Origin of the sequence: Sporosarcina sp. P3 (assembly GCF_002743415.1) — a bacterium.
GTDB classification, from domain to species: Bacteria; Bacillota; Bacilli; order Bacillales_A; family Planococcaceae; genus Sporosarcina; species Sporosarcina ureae_A.
Map to the genome: position 1 here is coordinate 188,341 of NZ_PDZE01000004.1, position 22,743 is coordinate 211,083.

Sequence of the window (22,743 nt, forward strand, 5' to 3'; positions counted from 1 at the left end):
AGTGTGTGTGTGTTACTGCTTTAAAATAGACAACTGTGGTGCTTGAACTTTTTGCATATCACGGGCAAAGCCGGTTGCGCCAGTTCGTGTTAATTCTTTGATGCCATATGGTTTCAGCAAATCGATAAACGCTTCGATTTTATCTGGGTCACCCGTTACTTGGTAAGTTACTACATTCTTTCCGGAATCAACTATAGTTGGACGGAAAGGTTCCACAATACTATTCATTTCAGAGCGAATCTGTGGTGGTGAGATGACCTTTACTAAAGCTAACTCACGTAACACGATCGCTTTGTCTGTTATATCTTTCACTGTAATAACATCAATCTGCTTCTGCAGCTGTTTTACAAGTTGTTCGATTTTGTTTTCATCTTCTACGTGAACTTGGAATGTCATCTTGGATCTATTCGGCTGTTCCGTAGCACCAACGGTAATACTTTCAATATTGAATTGACGCTTCATCAGCAGTCCCGTTACACGGTTTAATACCCCGCTCTGATTAATTACTGTTACTGTAATAATTCGTTTCACTGAGGACTCACTCCAATCATGTCTTGTAATCCTTTACCTGGAGCAACCATTGGATAGACATTTTCTTTTTGTTTCACTCGGCAATCGATCAAGACCGGCTCGTCAGATAATAGCGCTTCTGCAAATACCTTTTCAGCCTCTTCCAAATTGTGGATACGATATCCTTTTAGATCGTATGCTTCCGCCAATTTAATAAAGTCTGGCTGTACAGGAACTAGTGACTGCGAATAACGCTCTTCATAGAAGGTCTCTTGCCACTGACGTACCATACCTAGTGCTCCGTTATTTAAAATGATGACTTTTACAGGAATACGCATTTCTTGAAGAAGTGATAGCTCTTGTGCTGTCATTTGGAAACCTGCGTCTCCCACAACTGCAATTACACGCGCTTTCGGTTTTGCTAGTTGTGCACCGATTGCTGCTGGGAAACCAAAGCCCATTGTTCCTAACCCGCCTGATGTTACCCAATTGTCTGGATTATTGAAACGGTAATATTGAGCGGTCCACATTTGATGCTGTCCAACATCTGTCGTAACGATCGCATCGCCGTTTGTAATCCGATGTATGATCTCGAGTGCTTGTTGAGGCAATAAAGCTTCCTCATCCTTTTGATACCAAAGTGGATATTGTTCTGCTAAGCCATTCAAATAGCCTACCCATTCTGTCGTATCCGGTGATTTAAAGTCTGCCTTCAACAATGCCGCTAACGCTTCTTTTGCATCCGATACAATCGGAATTTCAGTAACCACGTTTTTACCAATCTCTGCCGGGTCGATGTCAATATGAATAACACGTGCGTTCGGCAAGAATGCATCCAAGTTACCTGTTAGACGGTCATCAAAACGGGCACCCACATTAAGCAGTAAATCACATTCGCTTAATGCATAGTTAGCTGTTGCCGTACCGTGCATTCCAGCCATTCCGTAGAATAATTCATGTTCTCCGTGGATCGAACCCAAGCCAAGTAACGTATTGACGATTGGAATACGATGTGTTTCGACAAGCTCTTTCAGCTCGGCTGTTCCACTTGCATGAAGTACACCCGCACCTGCAAGAATCATAGGCTTTTTCGCTCCAGAGATCGCTTTCGAAGCTTTTTGAATTTGCAGATAATTGGGTGTAGTAGTTGGCTGATAACCAGGCAAATTCACTTCTTTACTCTCCTTTTCGACAGGTACGAAGATATCAGTTGCGACATTTTTAGGCACGTCGACAACAACTGGTCCTGGCCGTCCGGTAGAAGCAATATGGAAAGCTTCACGCAAAATACGTGGAATGTCCGCTACATTTTGTACTTGATAGTTATGTTTTGTAATAGGTTGAGTGATCCCAATGATATCCGCTTCCTGAAATGCATCCGATCCGATAACGGTACTTGCTACTTGGCCTGTAATAACGACTAATGGAAGTGAGTCCATCATGGCGTCTGTAATTCCCGTTACTAAGTTCGTTGCACCAGGACCTGATGTGGCGATGACCACTCCTGTTTTCCCCGACACTCTCGCATATCCTTCTGCTGCGTGGATTGCTCCTTGCTCATGTCGTGCTAAAACATGTGGTATTGGGTCGTTATATAGCGCATCATAGATTGGAAGAACTGCCCCTCCAGGATATCCAAAGATGATTTCAACGTTCTGTTCTTTAAGCGATTGAATCAAGATTGCAGAACCATCCGCAAGTTTATTTACAGCTTGCTCCTTTGGCATAGATACAGTCTGTTTTTCTTGTACTTTAGCACTCATACTGAACTCCTCCTTACAATTTTCATCCATATATAGTAGCCAATGACGTTTTCCCCTAAAAAAAAACCTTCTCATCCCACGCAAAGAAATCTACTCTCTTTACATAGGGATGAAAAAGCTTTCATGGTACCACCCTAGTTCGTGACGTTTGTCACCTTACGAAAAAGCAAGCCAAAGCCGTACTTTCTCATTGCTAACGAGCCCGAATATCGAGCCCGAGACTGCCTAGTCGGTATACCTTTTAGCAATCCACTCCGAGGGGATGTCGCAAATAGCTGTATTACCGGCTCGCAGCACCGCCGGCTCTCTGTGAATACATTCTCTATCTACTTTAACCTCATCAACGTTTTGTATATTAAATTTTCATGACTCCACCAGTACTGGCTGAAGTGACTAGTTGAGAATATCTAGCAAGATATCCTTTTTTAATTTTAGGTTCGAATGGTTCCAGTGCATGACGGCGTTCTGCAAGAACTTCATCGGATACCATCAGTTCGATCGTACGGTTTGTTAGATCAATTTCGATAATATCTCCATTCTCTACAAGCGAAATAGGTCCACCGGATGCTGCTTCTGGTGAGATATGGCCAATGGATATACCTCGTGATGCCCCAGAGAAACGACCGTCAGTAATTAAAGCAACTTCCTTACCAAGCCCTTTCCCCATAATTGCAGAGGTCGGTGCCAGCATTTCTGGCATTCCCGGTCCACCTTTAGGTCCTTCATATCGAATGACAACGACGTGGCCTGCTTTTACTGTGTCATTATCAATATTTTCTTGGGCTTCTTCCTGTGAGTTAAAGACAATGGCTTCTCCTCTGAACTCCTTGATAGAAGGATCAACTGCACCTACTTTAATAACAGAACCTTCAGGTGCGATATTACCAAACAGAATGGACAAGCCACCTACTGGACTATATGGATTATCTTTCGTTCGTATGACATCTGTATTTGTAATCTCATGACCTGCGACATCTTCTGCAATCGTCTTGCCTGTGATGGTCATTCGATCATTGTGCATCGCACCATCAATTTTACACAATTCATTGATAATTGCGCTCACACCGCCGGATTTTTCAATGTCATCCATTGAATAATCAGACGCTGGCATGATTTTAGCTAAGTATGGTACTCGTTTTGCTACCTCGTTAACGTCTTCAATATTGTAATCAATTTCTGCTTCGTGAGCGATCGCTAATGTGTGAAGGACTGTATTAGTCGAACCACCCATTGCCATATCAAGTGCAAATGCATCGTCGATTGTTTCTTTCGTAATAATGTCACGCGGTTTAATATCTTTTTCGATACAATTCATTAAATGTTTCGCTGCATCTTTGATGAGTCGATGACGATCATCGGATGTAGCAAGAATTGTCGCATTTCCTGGAAGAGCCATACCGAGCATTTCCATTAATGAGTTCATGGAGTTCGCTGTGAACATTCCCGAACAAGATCCGCATGAAGGACAAGCATTCTGTTCAATGTCGAGTAATGTTTCAGCCGACATCTTACCGCTTTTGTAAGCTCCCACACCTTCAAACACAGATGTTAATGAAAGGACATCGCCTGTTGCGGAAACGCCTGCTTCCATCGGCCCACCGGAAACGAATACCGAAGGGACGTTTGTTCGAACAGCGGCCATCAGCATACCTGGTGTGATTTTGTCACAGTTTGGTATATAGAAGACTCCGTCAAACCAGTGCGCATTAATAACTGTTTCTGCTGAGTCTGCTATTAACTCACGACTCGGCAATGAATAACGCATACCGATATGCCCCATTGCAATTCCGTCATCTACACCAATAGTGTTAAATTCGAACGGCACGCCGCCCGCTTCCCAAATCGCTTCTTTAACTACTTCCGCGAACTTGTTCAAGTGCATATGTCCTGGGATGATATCTATATAGGAGTTACACACTCCAATAAATGGTTTATTCATATCTTTCGTTTTAACACCAGCTGCATATAGTAAGCTACGATGTGGTGCACGATCGATTCCTTTTTTAATCATGTCACTTCTCATTTGCAATCTCTCCTAAACTAATTGAACGAATCAATTGCTAATTACATTAATTGCATTCAGTTGAATATTCTGAACAGCTAGTGAATTGTTCACCGCTATGAACTAGATTGCTGTAATCATATCTTGTAAACGAATAAAGGTCAACCGTATTTTTAAAGTTTTTCGCCAATTGTGACTAATTTAAAACATCTGAATACGCTTACACGCGCGACATACAGCGATATATTGCATATCGAAATACATAAAAATTATTTTTGCTTTTGACTCCATTTCTTTCATTAAGTAATGAAAAACAAAGATCATATCCTCACTACATAGATAGAAGGCGAAGATTGAAGCTTTATTAAACCTTCTGTCCAGATTCATTTTTTATATGAATGGACTAGATTTTCCGTTTTGATTTATTACAACTTTCTCCCCTACTTACATATCAATTAGTGCAGATGAAAACTCTTGCTCCAACACTCCTGTTCAAAAAAACGATATGTATTCAGTCAATATATAGAGTACGGGTCATTCTATGACAAGTTTCGCTCGACAGTATTCGACATTTATATTTTGTTCATAACTCTATACACATTATCCACCGCATATCTTGGCAGTTTCTGTATATCATTCACATATTACCCACAGCTTACCCACCAGCATTGTGGACAATTCGAACGCTTGTTCTTTTCAGATTCTTTTGGTAAAGTAAGAGATAACATCTAGAGAGAAGCATGCAGACTGATTACAATCTATTCATCCTAAAGGAGGCGGTTCTACTGTGCCACATTTATCGGATCAATTGTTGCTCTATTCCTATCAACAGGCTCAAAAATATCAACTAAGTCTGGAGTTCATTCAACTGTTAGAACGCGAGATACGTAAACGTGCCTTGGAATCGATAAAACTCAGTAGCTGATCTTTCGGATACAATAAAACGGACATGCCCTTTCTCCATAGGCATGTCCGTTTTTCATTCCATAGTATTTCTCTATCAATTAAAGGAGTTGCATTTTATGATAATGCTTTGAGTCCAACTACACCAATGACGATGAGTATAAGGCTCACTACTCTACCTGTACTCTTCGATTCACCGAAGAATAACATATTGATCAGTACAGCCCCAGCCGTACCTATACCAATCCATACAGCATACGCTGTACTCACCTGCAAGTACTTAAAGGAGTTATATAGAAAGAAGAACGCGGTACCGAATCCTCCGTAATATAGCAAACCGTTAACCCAGGTCTTTTTCTCACTAAATTTCTTCAACCCTATGACACCGGCAAACTCACTTAGAGCTGCCAAGAATACTAGAATCCAACCCATCGTCCTTCACTCCCTCCAGCGCTTTCTTTTCATCCTGCCCGTCCGCAATCTTTAATCCTGCTACTCCAATCACTAGAAGGAAAATGAAAAAGATCTTGCCTATACTAATATGTTCACCAAAGAACATGACATCCATTAACGATGTACCTACCGTTCCGATTCCAGCAAATATTGCATAGACCGTTCCCGTCGGTAGACTCTCGCAAGCTTTTGTAAGGTAATGAAAATCCACAAATATAAAACCTATGATAAATATCCAGTGCCACCAGTGAGTTGCTGTGTTAAATCCAAAAATCCACACTAACTCAAAAAAACTGGTTAATGCGACATATAGCCATGCTTTATTCATACGATCCACTCCAATTTTGTTTCTCATCACTTATGACTGACTATCATTCATTTTATCATAAAGGTTAACAATTTGCTATGTTAACCTTTCGTTGTTTGAAATTGTAGTGCATGAGACATAAAATCCAAAACTTCTTCTTTCTGTCGATCTGCTTCACTTTCATCATGTTGAGCATAAAGGAATACTTGCTCAGCCGCTGATTCAATGAGCCCAATAATGATTTTTGCTGTCCGTTCAGGTTTGATCGATTGACGAACCGCCCCTGCTGTTTTGGCAGCTTCAAGTTTTTCGCTAATCCATTCATAAAATGGTGCATATACGGATTCCCACTCGCGAATATGTTCCGTGGAAGCTAGCCCTGAATAGATGACGGCTAATATTTCATAATACTCTTTGTTCACTTTAAAGATTGCATCTACCATTTGTTCGAACTGTTTCGGATACGCAGCTTCATCATCAACTGTCAGTTTTACGATTTCAATTGTTTTCATGACCATTACTTCCGCAATTGCAGGCATAAGAGATAATTTTGAAGGAAAGTATAAATAAAACGTCCCTTGTGCGATTCCTGCACGCTTGACGATATCAGAGATTTTCGTTTTCTCAATTCCTTGCTCTTGAAATACTTCTATAGCTGAATGCACTATCGCTGTCTTTTTCCCCAATGAATTCCCCACTCTCTATGGATTCTAATTCGTATATCGCAATGATTCGTGTCCAACCCATCATGACAATGATTATTTCCTGAATTACTCACTACATTTTAAATTTACCATCATTTGATGCAAAGTACACATCAAAACTATACGATGTAACGATAAAAATACCGCCCTTCGACAGGACGGCATTTCTACGTTCATTATTTGACTTCTTTTGTTTCTTGTACGAATGTTTCTCCACTTTTACGTGCTTGGATATCAATACTATGTTTCGGATACTCTTTTTCAAGACGTTCGTAGTACCTTTTACTAATTTTCTCAGCTTCTTCTTTTTTCATATCCTCTGTCACTTCAAAGTCTAGTAAGACGAAACCACCTGCATCTTCAGTAATGATCAAACTTACTTCCGATACGCCTTCTTCCTTTTCAAACTCTTCTTTTAACTCATCATTAGAAGTTGTTGTATCAGATTTATCTACAGGTTCTTTCACAACATTTTCAGTGGGTTCGGTTTGTTCTTTGTCCACATCTGTTTCATTTTCAGTATCTGCGTTACATGCTCCTAATAGTAGAAGTGATAGAATAAGCGGAGCTAGTATCTGTCTTTTTTTCATGATAAACCGACCCTTTCTTTTGTTCACTATATTTCGTATCCTATCATATCTGTAAAACCTTGACAAAGAATTCGATAATAGGCAACGTACTTTCAAACAGTTACATAACAAAGGGACTATAATCGAATGTGAGTCTTTTTCTTTACTTCTATTTTAATTGACCGATATAGAATTTGTATAATACTACTCGGAGGTGGAACAAGTAATGGATAAGAAATGGTTTGCTATTTATACATGGAGCATAGTGATCATCCTCGGATGTCTCTTGGGTGCCGCAAACTTAGCAGAAGCAAGCGCACGGATTACCGGCACATTTGTTAAGGCCAACTATGATGAAGTAGTAGAGCAAGATACTACTAAGAAAGAATTACGCAGTATTACAATCAAAAATGATGCAGGACATACTGCAACTTATTCAATTGACCGGTACACAAGATTATCCGTAGACACTATTGCCGTTAAAATCGATGCGTTTAAGTTAGGTATGAAAATAGAAGCCGACGTACAAAACCGCTACTTTAAAACACTGCACGGTAAAACAACTACGCCAGGAGCAGTCATTGAGCCTAACGGTAAAGCCTATAGCGGGATGGTCACGTATATGGACCGAAATAGAAAAGGTCTAACCATTACATTAGATGATGGACGTGTAAAAAATGTCTATAGTAATTCAGATACTCAATTTTTTAAAAAAGGTAAACGTACAACTAGTAGCTCTTTATATGAAGGAGATCGTGTCAACATTAAGTTCTCCGTCTATAATTCCAACTACATTACACTGTTAGAAATTTTAGAACCCGGTGTTCAAGTAGCTGGCGTATATAAAGGAACTCTTCACCGAATCGATCCAATCAATCGCAAAATCATTTTGCGTGACGAGACAAAATTCTTAAACTGGCACTGGTATGAAAACCATGCGAATAGCACGTCCAGCTATTACTACTCAGCTAAAACACCTATTTACTTTGAGAATAAACCAGTTCCCCATAATCAGTTGCGCAAGTACGCAAACTTAAAAGTCTATCTGGCAACTGTAAATAAACATGGCAAAGAACAAGTAGAACGCATCATTATACAAAAAAATGCAGAACGTACTTTTTACGAACCACTGAAAAGCTTTAATGGAAAAACAAAAGAAATTAGTCTGATGGATTCACAGCGGTTCCGCTATCACGGTGGTTCCATTCTGATCCGTAACGGCCGGTTAGTCTCACCAGAATCTTTAGGCGCTTATGGCACAGCCTTTGTCGCAGCATCGGGTCCGATCAAAACACAGTACGCAAATATTATACATATTAGCAACGATGGGTTGGACAGTCCGAATTTATCTGATCAATCCATTTACTTCGGTAAAATCTCTGGGGTGCTTGGCTATACATTCCGTCTGTCAAATGCGTCTGAACTAAAGAATAACGTGTGGTCTTCTATTACAGAACAAGATCTGGATTTCCATAATGAAACGTATGCAGTGCAAGAGCTTTCCAAGAAACTCATTACTTTTGTTCCTCAAATGGATTTACATTTCTACAATGATGATTATGGATACTTCTATGTATCAGATAAAGAAGTTTCTGCTATTCATGTAATACAAGGTAGTAAGGCACCTGCCAATATTACATTAGTGGGTCGTCTATCTAAACTACATTCTACCCCTAGCGACAAGGCGATTCATACTAGTATCGATGTACGGAATGTTAGTAAATGGACAAAAAGTGCTTGGAATACACAAGGTAATATAAATAAAATGGATATCCAACAAGCTACCTTCATTAAAGACGGTGCAGTGATCCAACCAAGTGATTTAGAAATTAACGATAGATTATTTATAGTTGCTGAGAATATTCTAAAAGCAGCCATCATTTTAGTTGATTAAAATCAGGCAGTGAGACAATCCTCTCACTGCCTAAAAGAGGGAGTCATACAAATGAAGTGTTTCACAAAAGTACGTACAAGTATCCTATTCACTATAATTCTACTTACAGTTTCACTGAACACCTCTCCTGCTTCGGCAAGTCCAATTGACGTCAATGGCGGTGTGATGAATGAATACGAGTATAGCGAGGTGTTTTTTCTGACAGGTGAACCTGTTATATTTTCAGGAAAAGCAGTCACAACAGAAAAAGAAAATAAAAATACTCTTACTCGAACGTACCGCTTCACGTTGACTGGTGATCAAGATCATCCAACGTATAAAGATGCTAAACTTACACGAAGCGTAAACTATGTTGCCAACATCAATGAGCACGAAAGTAAAGGCCAAACTACCTCTCAATTTGAGGTCAAAAGCTATTCTGAGAAAGTCACATTCGGTAAAGATACGTATACACTCGCTGACTATCAGTATTCGGAAGGAATGGTCGCGGATAATCTACCTGCTTCTACTTTTTATTCAGGCAATATGGTTGGCCGGAAAATCTATAAATATGTTGATGGTTCAACAAAAGCAGAAGATATCATTACCGTTCATTTAAATGGACGTAATATGGGCTATAAAAATTTCTGGGGTGCTACTGAAACGCAGTTGATGGATTCTGAAATTGTTACACCTAAAGGTTCTGCTTTCATTACAAGTAAAGCTTCTGATAGCAAATCTCGAATCATGGTATACGAACCATTCGACCCTACCTTAGCGAGCTTTGCAGGTGGTCATTCCGTAATCAGCTCCTCTGATATGGTAAGCGAATATACGTATAATATTCCTTTTGGCGCAGGTAAAGGGAAACTAGAATTGCAGAAAAAGAATTTACCATTGGTAGAGCGCTTGATCGTACCCAAGTTTCGTGATCTTGGTCGGCATCAAGCAAAAGATTCTATTGAAAAACTGTATTCACTTGGTATTTTCGATGAGAATTCTCAATTCTTCTCTCCAAACACACCTATGCAGCGCTATCAATATACCATTGGCATTTTAAAGGCGGTGGACCTACGTGTTCTAGAAGAACCAAAGAAAAGTAGAGTGCCCCGTGTTCCTATATTTACAGATCTTTCCGTAAAAGATCCTGACTATATGTATATCGAAAGTGCAGTAGCGCAAGGAATTATTAATGGAGTGACACCAGATTTATTTGAGCCAGACAGCCCGATTACACGTGTACAAGCCATCGCTATTCTCGTTCGAGCACTCGGAATGGAAGGACGTGCTCCAAGTCCAGGCTTTAGAACACATTACGTGGATGACTATAAGATCTCCGCATGGGCTAAAGATAGCGTCTATGTAGCAACAGAACTTGGATTGGTAAAAGGAAATGAACAAAATTATTTCAATCCGAAGCAACCATTGACCAGAGCCCAGGCAGCATTGTTAACTTCTCGCTTCCTTGACTTTTTAGAAAATGACTTAAAACAAAACTATCGTGACGATATCTTTTTCCAATAAGAAGGGAGGTCCACTTCATTGATTGCACGTAATACGTATGTCTGGTGTTTAGTATTTATATTATGCGCTCTTTCGCCACTACGAGTTTCTGCTAACACTTCTTTTACAGACGTGCATGATCGCTACTGGGCTAAGGATGCGATTCAATGGGCAGCTGACGTCGGCATAACATCCGGTTATCCAAATGGAACATTCAAGCCCGAACAACCGATTACCGAAGCTCAACTTGTCACGATGCTTGTGCGCTTCGATCTCAACTCCCCCAACTCATTCCCTGTAAAGAAAGGGGAATATAAAATGATGGGAAATTACCGGTATTTAGCTAAACATCACTTACCGCTGCGCGGACTCAACAGTGGTTCTGCCAGAAACTCGGCTGTACAACGAGCGCACGCAGCGAAGGTTTTTGCTGCATATCATGGGAAAGATCTGTATGCACAGGAAGCGGTCTACTATCTTTACACGCATGATCTGGCCAATGGATTGACAGGTAAAAATGATTATCAGGACTTTGCACCAAATAGAAGTCTTACACGTGCTGAAGCAGTTCATATCATGCACCAAATGTCTAAAAATATAGGTCGTCATATTCAAGGCTTGTCATCTAGTGCAACCGGTAAGGATCATGCACAATATGCAAAACCTCCAAAGTTTGTAGAGGAAGATGAAATAGAATTCGAGCGTCCAGTTCAACCTTCCCTACCAGAAATCAAACCTGAACAGAAAGTCGAAATAGATATAGAAAAACCAACATTAACTGCTAATGGGATTGATGAAACGTTCATTACATTTACTTTTCGTGATTGTAACGGAGAGCTCATTCCTTATGAACAAGAGTTGGAATTCGAAGTAACTTCTAGGGAAGGAGCGAGGATTGAAGTAAACCCTCCTATACCTGAGCTAGTTAATCCGAACACTCCACCTATAAACAAGCCAGATCCAAAACCTGAAAACGAACCTAAACCAGAGCCCGGTCTTCCTAAAGAGCCAGAAGATGATCCTGATCGCGAATTTGCGGAAAGTATCGCTTCACTTGAATCTGCTTCCTCTGTGGCAGCCGCTGCAATGACTTGGAATCAGTATGTACTCTCTGACGGCCCAGAAGTAACTGTAAAAGTGATTGCTCCTCGTACACCAACTGAAAAAGTTGATACGATCACTATTACACTTGTAAGTAGAGTAGGAAATTGCTCACTTCCGACTGCAACTGCTAATATAACGTATGTCCCCAGAGCGGAAATTCAGTTAGACATTACTGATGGAGTCAACAGTAACAAAGGAACAACTTTCGTTACCGCTACACTAGCACGTCCGGGTGGTGCAGTAATCACGGATTTTAATGGCTATTTAAAAGTAGATTCTTTATATAGTCTTCCTTTTGATTCATCTTTCGTAAGGTTTCATAATGGTCAGGCTACGACTTCTTTCATTACTCCCACTGCATTAGTGAAGAATGAAATCATTGCTACCGCGATAGCAAATTCTTCGGTAACTGACAGTGCCGTGCAATCTATACTAGAAAAAAGATTTAGTGCACCCGTTTCTTATGCACCGCCACTAACAACAGATAGGACCTGTACAAATCAAAAGCCTGAAATCGGTTTTCTAATAGATTCTTCGGGCAGTATGATACGTAACGATCCTCAGCGATATCGCGTGACTAAAACAAAAGAGTTTATTGAGACACTACAAGCGGATATAAATATTGCCACTCACTTCACTACTAGTGGTATGTTTTTAAAGAAAGGAACACCTACTCCTGTTATGGACTCTTTAAAAGGAGTTAAACAAAGTGGTGGAACGAGTATTGCGAATGGATTAAAAATGGCTTTCAGTAAATTCTCGACCAGTCAGCCTAAAACACTGATTCTATTAACTGATGGCAAGTCTTCCAAAGCACCTATTTTGACAGAAGTGAAAAAAGCAAAAGAATTGGGCATCAAAATCTATACAATTGGACTTGGAAAAAATTTAGACACCGAGCTACTAGAAACAATAGCTAGAGATACCAGAGGAAAATACTTCCACATAAAAGAAAACATTGAATTATCACTCGTCTATCAATCCATCTTGCAAGAAATCAACTGTGGAATACCGGTCGAAACGTGTTCATTGAGCGCATCTATTTTCGAATCTCCATCCGTAAGACTAGTGAATGGCGATATCCGAATGAATACTGAACTGTTGACAGCTTGTGGGCCTATCGACAAAGTAATCGTCCGCTTCTCATCAAAAGATGGTAATGTAGATTATGAGCTTACACATAGAAGACAAGGTATTTATATGTTAAATAAAAAACGTTACGAAATCCAAGACTTCCTGCTGAATCCGAATGCGACGTTCATAGCATACGACAGTTCGGGAAAAGAAATTGGACAGCAAAAAGTACAAGTTGAACAATAATAAGTGAACGTTAGTAAAGAGATTCCTGACTCTTTACTAACGTTTTTTAATCGACAATATACCTACATTCCCTTCCTTTCCCAACGTTCGCCAGGTTTTTGAAGAATGCGAAGTGGGTATGTTATATAAACCCACTATAAAAGGGAGGCTATACAATGGATGAACCTATAAGCAAGACATTTATTGGTGTATATTACAAAGATGCTGACCTTCTAAGTAAGATAGAAGAATTAAAAGAAATTGGTTATATCGACAATAATATTTATGTAATCGCTAAAAATGAAACTGATGTATCGATGCTACGTAGTCGAACGGGCGCAGATGTGTACTCCGCATACGATACATGGACAGATCGCTTTATGAGCTTCTTAACCGGAGAAAATCATATTAAACAAATGATGTATGGCATCGGAATGGATACGATTCAAGTAGATCGCTATTACGAAGAAGTTCAACACGGTGGCATGATGTTATATGTAGATGAAGGGTGGGCTTACCGCGTGTATTCGAAAGATGAGCCTTTCTATACAGACGGATTATCGCCCAGTGCTTCTAAACCTGTCGTTGATCATACTAAAACGACAGAACCCATCACTGAGGATACCGCGTCTGAACCGTCTTATGGCGGATATGAACCTCCACAAAACCCTTCTCAACCAGAAGCAGCCTATCGAGACGATTCAATCCAAACGAATGACCTGACCTCTGAAGAAGAGGATGTTGTAGTATCTGAACAAATTGAAGATGAAGATCCTTCTGCTCTCCCTAAAAGATAATTGTATTTGTCTTGAGCCTTTCTTTACTACGGAAGGCTTTTTACTTTGTTACATTATGTTTACAAAACACGTTTCTTGTAATCTCTTCTTAATATGAACGTAATGTTTCACTCTTAAGCTGTCGTGTAAGATATTACTTGCAGCTAGAAAGTGATATCTATTATTTCGGAGGAGAGTCATTCATGAAAAAGTTTTTATCTTCAATTTTAATAGCATCAGCCATGTTCGTCGGATTCACTGGCGGAACAGCAGATGCAGCAAGTAAAGCGACAGCTAAAAGCGGTACATACATAACAGTACATAATGCAAACGTTCGTGCAGATGCTGGAACAAAACATAGAAGAGTCTTTACATTAAAAAAAGGTACACGTGTTCAACTAACACATCAAAAATATGCAGGTAAACAATTGTGGTATAAAGTAAAGATTAATGGTAAAAGAGGATATGTTTCAAGTTCTCTATTAAAGAGATCTACAGGTAAAGCAGTAGCAGCAGCTGCCTCTACTAAAGGCGGAGGATCCGGTGTTGTGAAAACAGCCATGAAGTTACGCGGAATTCCATACCGTTTCGGTGGCACTACAACTAAAGGATTCGATTGCAGTGGATTTATCCAATATTCATACAAGAAGAACGGTAAGTCTATAGCTAGAACAACAACCGGGCAATTCAAACAATCATCAAAAATTAAATCGCCAAAACCTGGAGATCTAGTATTCTTCCATAACACATACCGCAAAGGGATTTCTCACGTAGGAATCTATGTCGGAAACAATAAATTTGTTCATGCTGGTGGCAAGAAGTCTGAAGTTGTCAGCCTGAATAATCCGTACTGGAAATCTAAATTCAACAGTTTCAGAAGAATATAATACGTTAAACGACCTGATGAACATTCATCAGGTCGTTTTTTTAGTCAACGGAATGAATTTTCCCCTGCTCATCTTTATAGATTACATGATGCCTTTCAAACTTTGTTGGAGAATCTAAGCCTGCAGCTGCAGCTACACGGAATAATCCTTCTCTCATCGTCAAAATATAATTGGTTACACGGAATTTCTTTTCTTCTACAACAAGTGCTCGCTGTAAACTTTGATCTGTCGTTGCGACACCAGCTGGACATGTATTCGTATGGCATCGTTCTGCCATAATGCAGCCTACCGAAATCATGAAACCACGTGCAACTTGTATCAAATCTGCGCCTAAAGCCAATGCAATTGCTGCTTTATCAGGTGTAATAATTTTTCCTGATGCAATAATTTTTACTCGATCACGTACATCAAACTTTCGCAACGCATCATCTAGTAAGATAAGAGACGAACGAAGTGGTAACCCCACACTATCTGCTAAATCTTGATACGTAGCTCCTGATCCACCTTCTGCTCCATCAAGTGAGATAAAATCAGGACCCATACCAGTCTCAGCCATATACGATGCCAGTTCTTCAGCATCTTGCTTTCCACCAATGACTATTTTGATGCCTACAGGAATACCGCCGACATGCCGGATGTCCTCAATGAATGAAAACAGTGTTGGATAATCGTGGAACTGATTAAAACGGTTCGGGCTATTAATAGAAGTATGAGGTTCTACATTTCGTATAGCCGCAATTTCTTCTGTGACCTTCTCCCCTTCAACGTGTCCTCCACGCATTTTGGCACCTTGAGCCAACTTGATCTCAAACGCCTTAACTTGTGGTATTTGGGCTTTCTCTTTGACTTTATCAAAATCAAACTGACCATCTTCTGTACGGAATCCGAATAAACCCGACCCAATCTGCGCAATAATATCTGCTCCACCTACTAAGTGATGATCTGATACACCACCCTCACCTGTGTTCATCCATGCACCTTGGGCCATACCGATACCTTTAGATAGCGCAGTAATTGCATGGTCTCCGAGTGCGCCATAACTCATCCCGGACTGCCCCAATAAGCTACGTACGACAAATGGATGCTCACAATCCGGTCCTAATACAATCGCATCTTCCTCAGGTAACAACCAAGGCAATGTTGTCACTTCTTCGCGATGCTCTTTGCGCGAGAATAAATTGTCAGTATCCACTTCATAACGCATAGTTTTCAATAGATTATCATTAGCTACACGCATTTCCTCATTTTGTTTCGTGAACATCGCGTTACGAATATAGTGACCAGGTTCTTGGTAGTCTCGTTTAGATCCAAAACCAATGATACTGTTTAAGTACTTCCCCGGCATGACCATGTGTAAGTATTCTTCCCGGCTGAATGGCTTGCCGCTATTGTCATCATTGAATAAGTATTGCCTAACCTCTGGACCCGCCTTTTCAAATATGTAGCGAACTCTACCTAAGATCGGATAGTTACGTAAAATGGCGTGCTGCTTCTGGCCTCGATCAAAAAAGTATAGAAAAATCCCTATACTGACTGGAATAGCTAATATAATGAGCACTACTAATGAAGTTGTTAAATTAATACCTTCTAACCAATTCATAGCCTCACTCCTCCCTGTGTGTCTGTACTTTATCTGTACCCACGATAAGTAGCTAACTAAACGTAAAAAAGCCCTATTCCTTGAATCTGGTCAAGGAATAGGGCTGGATGTTGCTAGTTTGCTGTTGTACATAGCATATTTAAATTATTTTGGAACGTTTACTTCGATTTGCTTAGTTGCAATCGCGCTAGATTGTCCAGCTTTTTTCACGCTTACTACGATTGTTCCTTGTGCTTCTGGCTGAACATCACCAGTAAGAGTACCACCAATTATATTTAAATCATCGATATCTGTAGTATTTCCAGAATAACTTGTCGCAATCGTACCAAGAACAGTTCCGTTTTCACCTTCTCCAATATAAATATCGCCGTTATCAGCAATCTTTGGAGTGAATTCAGTAGATGTTAATTTAATACCCTCTGGCAATACTACCTTTTCATTTAAGTTTCCGGCCTTGGTAATAGTTTTTAATTCCTTAATTTCTACTGAGGAAATCGACGGAGTTGAATTTACCACAGTAATCGTAGCTGTTGCTCTTGTAATATCACCTGTTTTAATCAAGATATCCGTAGTTCCTGCTTGCTTAGCAACAACAGTTAGTTTCCCTGTTGCAGCATCTTTTGTAACTGTTGCAACACTTGGGTTAGATGAGGTGACTTCGTGTCCAACACCAATTTTGTCATCGCCTACATAAAACCCTTGTTTGTTGTACTGCTTCCAAGCTAACACTACAGAACCGTCTTCTGAACCTTTAATCGCATCAATTGTCAAGTCATCTGAAGTAGATACTGTTTCTAGCTTTTTAGTAGCTACTGTTATATCATCCGATACAGCAACTGCTATATTACCTAGTACTGTATCTCCAGATTTAACTTGGACAGTTGTAGTACCAGCTTTTACGCCTTCAATATTTACAGTAGCCTTGCCTTTATCAACTGCTAAAGTAGCAGACGAAACTGTAGCAATTTCAGTGTTTTTTGACTCAACAGTTACATTGCCAGCATATAAGTCACCATATTGGTCTTTAACTACTAAATCAGAAGCTTGAGTTTTGCCTTCAATTACTTTCAACTCTGTTGAAGATAATGTAGCATTGCTTGCTACACGTTCGCCTGCACTTACTGTAAGCTTTATGTCCTTCGTAACATCGCCAACTTTTGCTACAATAGTAACTTCTCCAGTACTGATTGGAGTAACTGTACCATTTGAAGTAACTGTAGCTACGCTTGGATTAGAAGATGTAAATGTTGCAGTCGAATCAGTTTTTGTTGCTCCGCTAAGAGTAATAGTTTCTTCGACTTTTACATCTACTGTACCGTCTTCAAGTGAAATCTTTCCACTTTCTACCGTTACTCCATCTTGCTTAACTGAAACTTTACTAATCTCAGAAACTGTATTAGCGAAGTCTACTACTTTAACATCTACTAATTCTGACTCAACAGTTTTCCCATCTTTATCTGTAACAATTACTTTGTAAGAGAATTTTGTGTCCGCAGCAAGCTCTTTCAACGTACCCGTCGCACGCTCAGAGAACACATTGGTATTAGTAGACTGAAACGCAACCGTATAACCAGCATCCGTCAATTTTTTCATGTCGGCAGGTTTGCCATCAACGTTGAACATCAACTTCTGACCAGCTTTTTCAGCATTCACCTGAGTCGTAGTAGCCGTAACTTTCTCTACTGTGAACTCGTACATAAACTTGTAAGAAGTCACTACATCTTCTTCGCCTTCTTCTTCGGCTTTAGTCGTCAAGTCAAGAGTCATTTCTTTACCCGACGTAAGTTCGTTTTTTAGTTCGATTGTCGCTTTTGTACCGTCTTCGTTCGCTATGAATGAAGCTAGTTCATTTCCTTCAATTTTCAACTGCTCAGCTTTCAACATGTGCAAATTCTTACCTGTTAGCTCAAGTTGCTTTTCATCAGTTGCTGTAACTGATGTAATTTCAGATACTTCCGGAGCTTCTGGTTCTTCTCCAGGTACTTCCACTTGAAGAGTTTTGTATAGGAATGAAGCGAATTGTGCACGTGTTGTCGTTTCTTTTGGTCTGAAGTTTGGTGCAATTGGGTTTGTAATGTCGAAGTAGTCTAGTACATCGATTGCAGTACGCGCTTCAGCTTTTGCCTTATTCAAATCTACTACATCTCTATCAAATTCTTGTTCTTGCACATATGTTAATAAGCTCGTTTTATTTACTGAATCAAATGCACGAACCAATACAACCGCCATATTTTCACGGGTAATAGATCCAGCTGCTCCTAATGATCCATCTTCATATCCTCTAAATACATCGTTATCTTTTACGATTGCTGCTGATTGCAACAATTCGTCATTCGACTTAGAAGTTAAATCTGTGAAGCGTGGATTTGTTTTATAGTCTGTCGGAATTGTATAACCTTTTGATACAAGCCATTTTCCCATTAACTTTACTACGTCAGAACGAGTTAAAGTCTTATTAGGCTTGAACGAACCATCCGGATAACCGCTGATCACACCTGATGCTGCTAGTGCGTCAATTGCCTCCTTGTGTGAGTTAGTGTCTACTACGTCATTGAAGTCTGCTGCACTGACAACTGGTGCCACTGCTGATGCTACCAATGCCGCTGACGCTACACCTGTTAGATACTTACTGTACTTCTTTTTTGATTGTGATTTCATTAAATAATTTCCTCCTCTAGTTTAATTACGAGCGTAATTGCTGGTTGGTTGTAGAGCAGCATAAAAATCACTCTCTTACTCTCATACCCTTTTTCATATTAAATAATCCTGAAGACTACTAAATGAATAAAGTATATAAAACGAAAGAGTGATTACTAGCCATTCAAATAAAACATTAACATACTTTCCCACGTTTGGTAATGAAAAATGAAGGATGCATTGTACATATTGTGGAATCGCCCGCACTTAGAAAGTGTACACTTTGCATATTACATTCAGGTTACATCCTTGTAACTGTGGAATAACAAATTAAATTTTAGTTCACCTATATCACAATATACTTTTCATGATACAATCCCATTATGAAAAAATTACTGGCGCTTTTCTTACTACTCAGCATTTTAGTCGGACTGTTGATCTCATCCAGTCAGACATACGAACAACAATCGCTCGTTTCCACATTACAGCAATGGCTACCAAGCGAGCCTGGTAAAACTACTTTATCGAAGTGGGAATTCTCCTATTGGAATAGAACTATTTCTATTGAAGAGCGGGGATATTATCATTTTGTAGAATTCTTAATTCGTAAAGCTGCACATTTCTTCACATTTGGATGTTTGGCCTTAGTTATTTATTGGCTCTTACCTAAGTCTAAGATTCGTATATTATTAGCAGCTCTATTCACCTTCGTTTTAGCATGCGCTGATGAATTACACCAGTACTTTACAGGAGGCCGCACTGCGACGATGCAAGATGTTTATTTAGATACAGCAGGTGCTGTAACGTTTCTTTTACTGCTAGCGTTAATTCGTTTTACCAGTCACTTACGTAAAGATTAGTTCTATCGTATCGTTTAGGTCTATAGTATCTCTAACGTTTTTATGAGCACAGCATTCTGTGTTATGATAATGACGATATAGGAGGTCGTCTAATGAATAACTCGAGTGATCAGCTAATCCTTTCACTTAGCTATATTTCCATTCACCGTGTCGTGGATCGCATAGAGCAAACGCACCAAAAGTCTTATCACACAATTTGCTTGTTTCAAGATCGTATTACAACATCGGATCGTAGTTTCCCACTACAGCATGTTTTTGATGTATCCTACCGCCCTTTCTCGGGTCACACTGGATTATTTTATCTTCATACAAATGAAGGTGTTTTTACATTTGAAATTGAGGAAGAACCTGAATACTTTATTTCCGCATTCAAGCAAATCCAATCCAACTAAGATATATATAATGTATAATTCAACGTCCTACTTCATAATCTTAAGTAGGACGTTTATACTTTTAATTTACAGGGTATATAAAACTATAGTCTTTAATGTATTCAATAGAACATTCGTAAAATGAGTACTTTTAAATGTGTTCATTCATTCACGACATGATATGATAGCATTACATTCATAAATAATACAAAACATACATTAGAACTACAGAAATTACTAATACTTCCTATATCGGAGGAGAACAGCTATGGCTAGGGAAAATGAGATAACGGCAATTTATAGCAAAATTAATGAAGCAAGAAACGAAGGACGCTATGAGTTAGTCGTTCAACGTGGAGGTGAGCTATTAAACAAAGGTCTTTTATATTCAAATAATGAGGCTGTGTTAACCGCGCATTACATTTCTGCGATCTCCCATTATTACACTGGTGATTTCGAAAAAGTTCTCTTTCATATAGAAGAGCATCACACACAATGTGTGATGTACGGTAAGAAATCCGATTATATGCGGTCGTATTACTTGCAATACTTTGTCAGTTCTTTCGCATTAGACTATGACAGAGGGCAAAAATTATTGGAAGATATGCTTTCCATTGCAATGGAGAGTAAAGATTATTCTTATGTCAGCATGGCCTACACTAAACTAAGCCTTCTTCACAATAAAAAGGAGCAGTATAATCAAGCGTTAGAATCTGCACAATTAGCCGTTTCTTTTGCAAATATGAAGGACGTCAACAGAGAAATTTTATTGATTCGAGCACATCTTCACGTAATTGAATCCGCCATTAATCTTCAAAATCCTCATCTTGCTCAAACAAGCCTTGACTATTTACATCAATTACCAGATTCGGACATTCATCGGCGCGAAACAGCATTTCTCGAGATCTTAAAAGGTAGATTCTATGATTTAATAGGTGAGCCCGAAAAAGCTTTCCACTTTTACACGAAAGCAAAACAACGCGAGGAAAGATTGAAAGATTACTCTACACTAAAGGATATCCAGCAAAGACGAGTTGTGTTAGCAGAAAACCTTTGTAGTTTTGATGAATTGGCAATCATTCAGAAGGAATATATTGATTTATTGCATGAAATCGAAGACAGTCGCCTAGTAAAAGCAGCACTTGAATTGCAAATACGGTTACAGAACTCTTCCAATGTATCAAGCGAAAACTTGGACTATTTGACAGGCGTCTACAATCGAAAGTATTTAGAAGAAACAACTAATTTATGGCTGACGGAAGTAGCCACAACTAAAAAGCCCGTAGTTTGTATTGTTTTCGATATCGATAATTTAAAAGCAATCAATGACACATATGGTCATCTAGTTGGCGATGAAGCCATTAAATTTGTTGCGCACACTTCTATTAATCAAATAAGAAAAGAAGATGTGTTGGCTCGTTTTGGTGGAGATGAATTTGTTTTAGTGATGCAAGATATTTCTTTAGCAGACGCGAAAAGAAAAGCTACTTTACTCGCTGATCAAATTGAGTCCTTATCTTCTACTTCAGATGTGTTACCTATTCCGATCACGATCAGTGTAGGAATCAGTGATAATACAAGGCGTACTATACAAAGTTTCAACGAATTATTTCATTTAGCGGATCTCGCTCTTTACAAAGCAAAAAAGAATGGTAAAAATCAAGTTATTTCTTCTATATAACCTACACATGATACCTGCAAATTGGGGATCATGTTTTTTTATTGTCGAAAATAGAGTATAGATGGTGGAACATATGTGATAACAAAAAAAACTCACATAGCAGTTATGCTATGTGAGCTATCAATATATTAGTTAAGCACTTTTACTTTTACGTTTTTACGGCCCCATTCGAAGGCACGTGATTTATTTGGAATGAATACGTCGATTTTATTACCTTTAATTGCTCCACCAGTATCTCCAGCGATAGCATATCCGTACCCTTCCACGTGAACTTTAGTTCCTAATTTGATAACTCGTGGATCTACTGCAATTACTTTCAAGTTCGGATTTTGACGCAAGTTCAATCCTGTTCTTGTAATACCTGAACAACCATTACAATGTGCTGTATACGCTGTTGCACTTACCATAAGTTCTTTCGAAACACTGTCTCCATTTGAACGAGATGGTGTGCTTTGTTTCTTCGGAGCGTTAGCAGCCACTTTAGAAGACTTCACTAAACGCAACTTTTGATTTGGATAAATCACTGTGGATTTTAAGTTATTCCATTTCTGAATATTAGAGACAGACACATTGTTTTGTAGAGAGATTCTATATAGTGTGTCACCTTTTTTAACTGTGTGAACGGATGCAGCGGCTGATGTTTCGTTCATCCCGCTTGTAAATACTGTAATTCCCATGGCTACTGTCAATGCAAATAATAACTTCTTCAATATGCCACCCCTAACGATTTGATAGTCTTATCTTACCAAGTCTATATTACAGTTAGATTACAAACGTGAAACAATGCAATGACAGCGCCTATATTTATGTTACAAATAGCTCCTTTTATTTCAAGTTGTGTGAAAACTAAGGTATATAGACCTGTATCAAACTTTACATTTTGATATATCTATAGATTTTGGGTTTTATTTGGATAGTAAAGGGTAGTTTTATAAGTAATG

Annotated in this window: 19 protein-coding genes; 9 read left to right on the plus strand and 10 right to left on the minus strand. The window is 39.2% G+C overall.

All coding sequences use genetic code 11. The annotated features are described in order from the left end of the window. Window positions 1–12: 12 nt before the first annotated feature. The 3 genes from ilvN to ilvD all read right to left on the minus strand — a co-directional run bounded on the left by ilvN (window position 13) and on the right by ilvD (window position 4,296). On the minus strand, window positions 13–531 hold the full coding sequence (gene ilvN, locus CSV61_RS07065) for an acetolactate synthase small subunit (RefSeq protein ID WP_083035136.1): 519 nt from the start codon (window positions 529–531) through the stop codon (window positions 13–15). Beyond that, a complete protein-coding gene (gene ilvB, locus CSV61_RS07070) occupies window positions 528–2,273 on the minus strand; it encodes a biosynthetic-type acetolactate synthase large subunit (protein WP_099638627.1) in 1,746 nt (581 codons plus the stop codon). The genes ilvN and ilvB overlap by 4 nt, the downstream gene beginning before the upstream one ends. 355 nt (window positions 2,274–2,628) lie before the next feature. Further along, window positions 2,629–4,296, minus strand: coding sequence for a dihydroxy-acid dehydratase (ilvD, locus tag CSV61_RS07075; protein ID WP_083035134.1), 1,668 nt, complete (start codon window positions 4,294–4,296; stop codon window positions 2,629–2,631). A 766-nt stretch (window positions 4,297–5,062) separates the two neighbouring features. On the opposite strand from ilvD, the gene sda reads away from it, so the two are divergent. Then, window positions 5,063–5,200 carry a sporulation histidine kinase inhibitor Sda gene (gene sda, locus CSV61_RS07080; protein ID WP_099638628.1) on the plus strand — a complete coding sequence of 46 codons (138 nt, stop codon included), beginning with the start codon at window positions 5,063–5,065 and terminating at the stop codon, window positions 5,198–5,200. A 95-nt stretch (window positions 5,201–5,295) separates the two neighbouring features. Here the strand turns inward: sda and CSV61_RS07085 are convergent, their stop codons facing one another. The 4 genes from CSV61_RS07085 to CSV61_RS07100 all read right to left on the minus strand — a co-directional run bounded on the left by CSV61_RS07085 (window position 5,296) and on the right by CSV61_RS07100 (window position 7,232). Next, window positions 5,296–5,610 (minus strand): DMT family transporter, encoded by a 315-nt coding sequence (locus CSV61_RS07085; protein WP_083035132.1) that lies wholly within the window; start codon window positions 5,608–5,610, stop codon window positions 5,296–5,298. Further along, entirely contained in the window at window positions 5,573–5,959 is a 387-nt protein-coding gene (locus CSV61_RS07090; protein WP_099638629.1) for a DMT family transporter, read from the minus strand. Before CSV61_RS07090 ends, CSV61_RS07085 begins: the two co-directional genes overlap by 38 nt. A gap of 80 nt (window positions 5,960–6,039) precedes the next feature. Beyond that, window positions 6,040–6,624 (minus strand): TetR/AcrR family transcriptional regulator, encoded by a 585-nt coding sequence (locus tag CSV61_RS07095; protein WP_099638630.1) that lies wholly within the window; start codon window positions 6,622–6,624, stop codon window positions 6,040–6,042. A 194-nt stretch (window positions 6,625–6,818) separates the two neighbouring features. Next, window positions 6,819–7,232, minus strand: a complete 414-nt coding sequence (locus CSV61_RS07100; RefSeq protein ID WP_099638631.1) for a cation transporter dimerization domain-containing protein — start codon at window positions 7,230–7,232, stop codon at window positions 6,819–6,821. A 205-nt stretch (window positions 7,233–7,437) separates the two neighbouring features. Here CSV61_RS07100 and CSV61_RS07105 point away from each other — a divergent pair, with 205 nt between their 5' ends. The 5 genes from CSV61_RS07105 (at window position 7,438) to CSV61_RS07125 (ending at window position 14,653) form a co-directional block, all read left to right on the plus strand. Continuing rightward, the gene (locus CSV61_RS07105; protein WP_099638632.1) at window positions 7,438–9,105 is read left to right on the plus strand and encodes a hypothetical protein; all 1,668 of its coding nucleotides are present in this window, start codon (window positions 7,438–7,440) and stop codon (window positions 9,103–9,105) included. A gap of 51 nt (window positions 9,106–9,156) precedes the next feature. Further along, the gene (locus tag CSV61_RS07110) at window positions 9,157–10,608 is read left to right on the plus strand and encodes an S-layer homology domain-containing protein (protein WP_099638633.1); all 1,452 of its coding nucleotides are present in this window, start codon (window positions 9,157–9,159) and stop codon (window positions 10,606–10,608) included. An 18-nt stretch (window positions 10,609–10,626) separates the two neighbouring features. Then, window positions 10,627–13,011 carry an S-layer homology domain-containing protein gene (locus CSV61_RS07115; RefSeq protein WP_099638634.1) on the plus strand — a complete coding sequence of 795 codons (2,385 nt, stop codon included), beginning with the start codon at window positions 10,627–10,629 and terminating at the stop codon, window positions 13,009–13,011. A 155-nt stretch (window positions 13,012–13,166) separates the two neighbouring features. Further along, entirely contained in the window at window positions 13,167–13,787 is a 621-nt protein-coding gene (locus CSV61_RS07120; protein WP_099638635.1) for a YflT domain-containing protein, read from the plus strand. Between the two features lie 182 nt (window positions 13,788–13,969). After that, window positions 13,970–14,653, plus strand: coding sequence for a C40 family peptidase (locus CSV61_RS07125; RefSeq protein ID WP_099638636.1), 684 nt, complete (start codon window positions 13,970–13,972; stop codon window positions 14,651–14,653). A 40-nt stretch (window positions 14,654–14,693) separates the two neighbouring features. Here CSV61_RS07125 and CSV61_RS07130 read toward each other — a convergent pair whose 3' ends face one another. Both CSV61_RS07130 and CSV61_RS07135 read right to left on the minus strand, forming a co-directional pair. Further along, the gene (locus tag CSV61_RS07130; RefSeq protein ID WP_099638637.1) at window positions 14,694–16,253 is read right to left on the minus strand and encodes an FMN-binding glutamate synthase family protein; all 1,560 of its coding nucleotides are present in this window, start codon (window positions 16,251–16,253) and stop codon (window positions 14,694–14,696) included. Between the two features lie 144 nt (window positions 16,254–16,397). After that, window positions 16,398–18,911 carry an S-layer homology domain-containing protein gene (locus CSV61_RS07135; protein WP_099638638.1) on the minus strand — a complete coding sequence of 838 codons (2,514 nt, stop codon included), beginning with the start codon at window positions 18,909–18,911 and terminating at the stop codon, window positions 16,398–16,400. Between the two features lie 362 nt (window positions 18,912–19,273). On the opposite strand from CSV61_RS07135, the gene CSV61_RS07140 reads away from it, so the two are divergent. The 3 genes from CSV61_RS07140 (at window position 19,274) to CSV61_RS07150 (ending at window position 21,802) form a co-directional block, all read left to right on the plus strand. Beyond that, entirely contained in the window at window positions 19,274–19,750 is a 477-nt protein-coding gene (locus CSV61_RS07140) for a VanZ family protein (protein WP_099638639.1), read from the plus strand. A 92-nt stretch (window positions 19,751–19,842) separates the two neighbouring features. Next, window positions 19,843–20,142 carry a hypothetical protein gene (locus CSV61_RS07145; protein ID WP_099638640.1) on the plus strand — a complete coding sequence of 100 codons (300 nt, stop codon included), beginning with the start codon at window positions 19,843–19,845 and terminating at the stop codon, window positions 20,140–20,142. 247 nt (window positions 20,143–20,389) lie between these two features. Then, the gene (locus CSV61_RS07150) at window positions 20,390–21,802 is read left to right on the plus strand and encodes a GGDEF domain-containing protein (protein ID WP_099638641.1); all 1,413 of its coding nucleotides are present in this window, start codon (window positions 20,390–20,392) and stop codon (window positions 21,800–21,802) included. A gap of 128 nt (window positions 21,803–21,930) precedes the next feature. Here CSV61_RS07150 and CSV61_RS07155 read toward each other — a convergent pair whose 3' ends face one another. Then, on the minus strand, window positions 21,931–22,512 hold the full coding sequence (locus tag CSV61_RS07155; protein ID WP_233193539.1) for a 3D domain-containing protein: 582 nt from the start codon (window positions 22,510–22,512) through the stop codon (window positions 21,931–21,933). Window positions 22,513–22,743: the final 231 nt, after the last annotated feature.

Coding starts and splice junctions, on each gene's coding strand:
- ilvB (WP_099638627.1), bottom strand. CDS start 2,273: ATGAGTGCTAAAGTACAAGAAAAACAGACTGTATCTATGCCAAAGGAG.
- ilvD (WP_083035134.1), bottom strand. CDS start 4,296: ATGAGAAGTGACATGATTAAAAAAGGAATCGATCGTGCACCACATCGT.
- CSV61_RS07085 (WP_083035132.1), bottom strand. CDS start 5,610: ATGGGTTGGATTCTAGTATTCTTGGCAGCTCTAAGTGAGTTTGCCGGT.
- CSV61_RS07090 (WP_099638629.1), bottom strand. CDS start 5,959: ATGAATAAAGCATGGCTATATGTCGCATTAACCAGTTTTTTTGAGTTA.
- CSV61_RS07100 (WP_099638631.1), bottom strand. CDS start 7,232: ATGAAAAAAAGACAGATACTAGCTCCGCTTATTCTATCACTTCTACTA.
- CSV61_RS07105 (WP_099638632.1), top strand. CDS start 7,438: ATGGATAAGAAATGGTTTGCTATTTATACATGGAGCATAGTGATCATC.
- CSV61_RS07110 (WP_099638633.1), top strand. CDS start 9,157: ATGAAGTGTTTCACAAAAGTACGTACAAGTATCCTATTCACTATAATT.
- CSV61_RS07120 (WP_099638635.1), top strand. CDS start 13,167: ATGGATGAACCTATAAGCAAGACATTTATTGGTGTATATTACAAAGAT.
- CSV61_RS07125 (WP_099638636.1), top strand. CDS start 13,970: ATGAAAAAGTTTTTATCTTCAATTTTAATAGCATCAGCCATGTTCGTC.
- CSV61_RS07130 (WP_099638637.1), bottom strand. CDS start 16,253: ATGAATTGGTTAGAAGGTATTAATTTAACAACTTCATTAGTAGTGCTC.
- CSV61_RS07135 (WP_099638638.1), bottom strand. CDS start 18,911: ATGAAATCACAATCAAAAAAGAAGTACAGTAAGTATCTAACAGGTGTA.
- CSV61_RS07140 (WP_099638639.1), top strand. CDS start 19,274: ATGAAAAAATTACTGGCGCTTTTCTTACTACTCAGCATTTTAGTCGGA.
- CSV61_RS07145 (WP_099638640.1), top strand. CDS start 19,843: ATGAATAACTCGAGTGATCAGCTAATCCTTTCACTTAGCTATATTTCC.
- CSV61_RS07150 (WP_099638641.1), top strand. CDS start 20,390: ATGGCTAGGGAAAATGAGATAACGGCAATTTATAGCAAAATTAATGAA.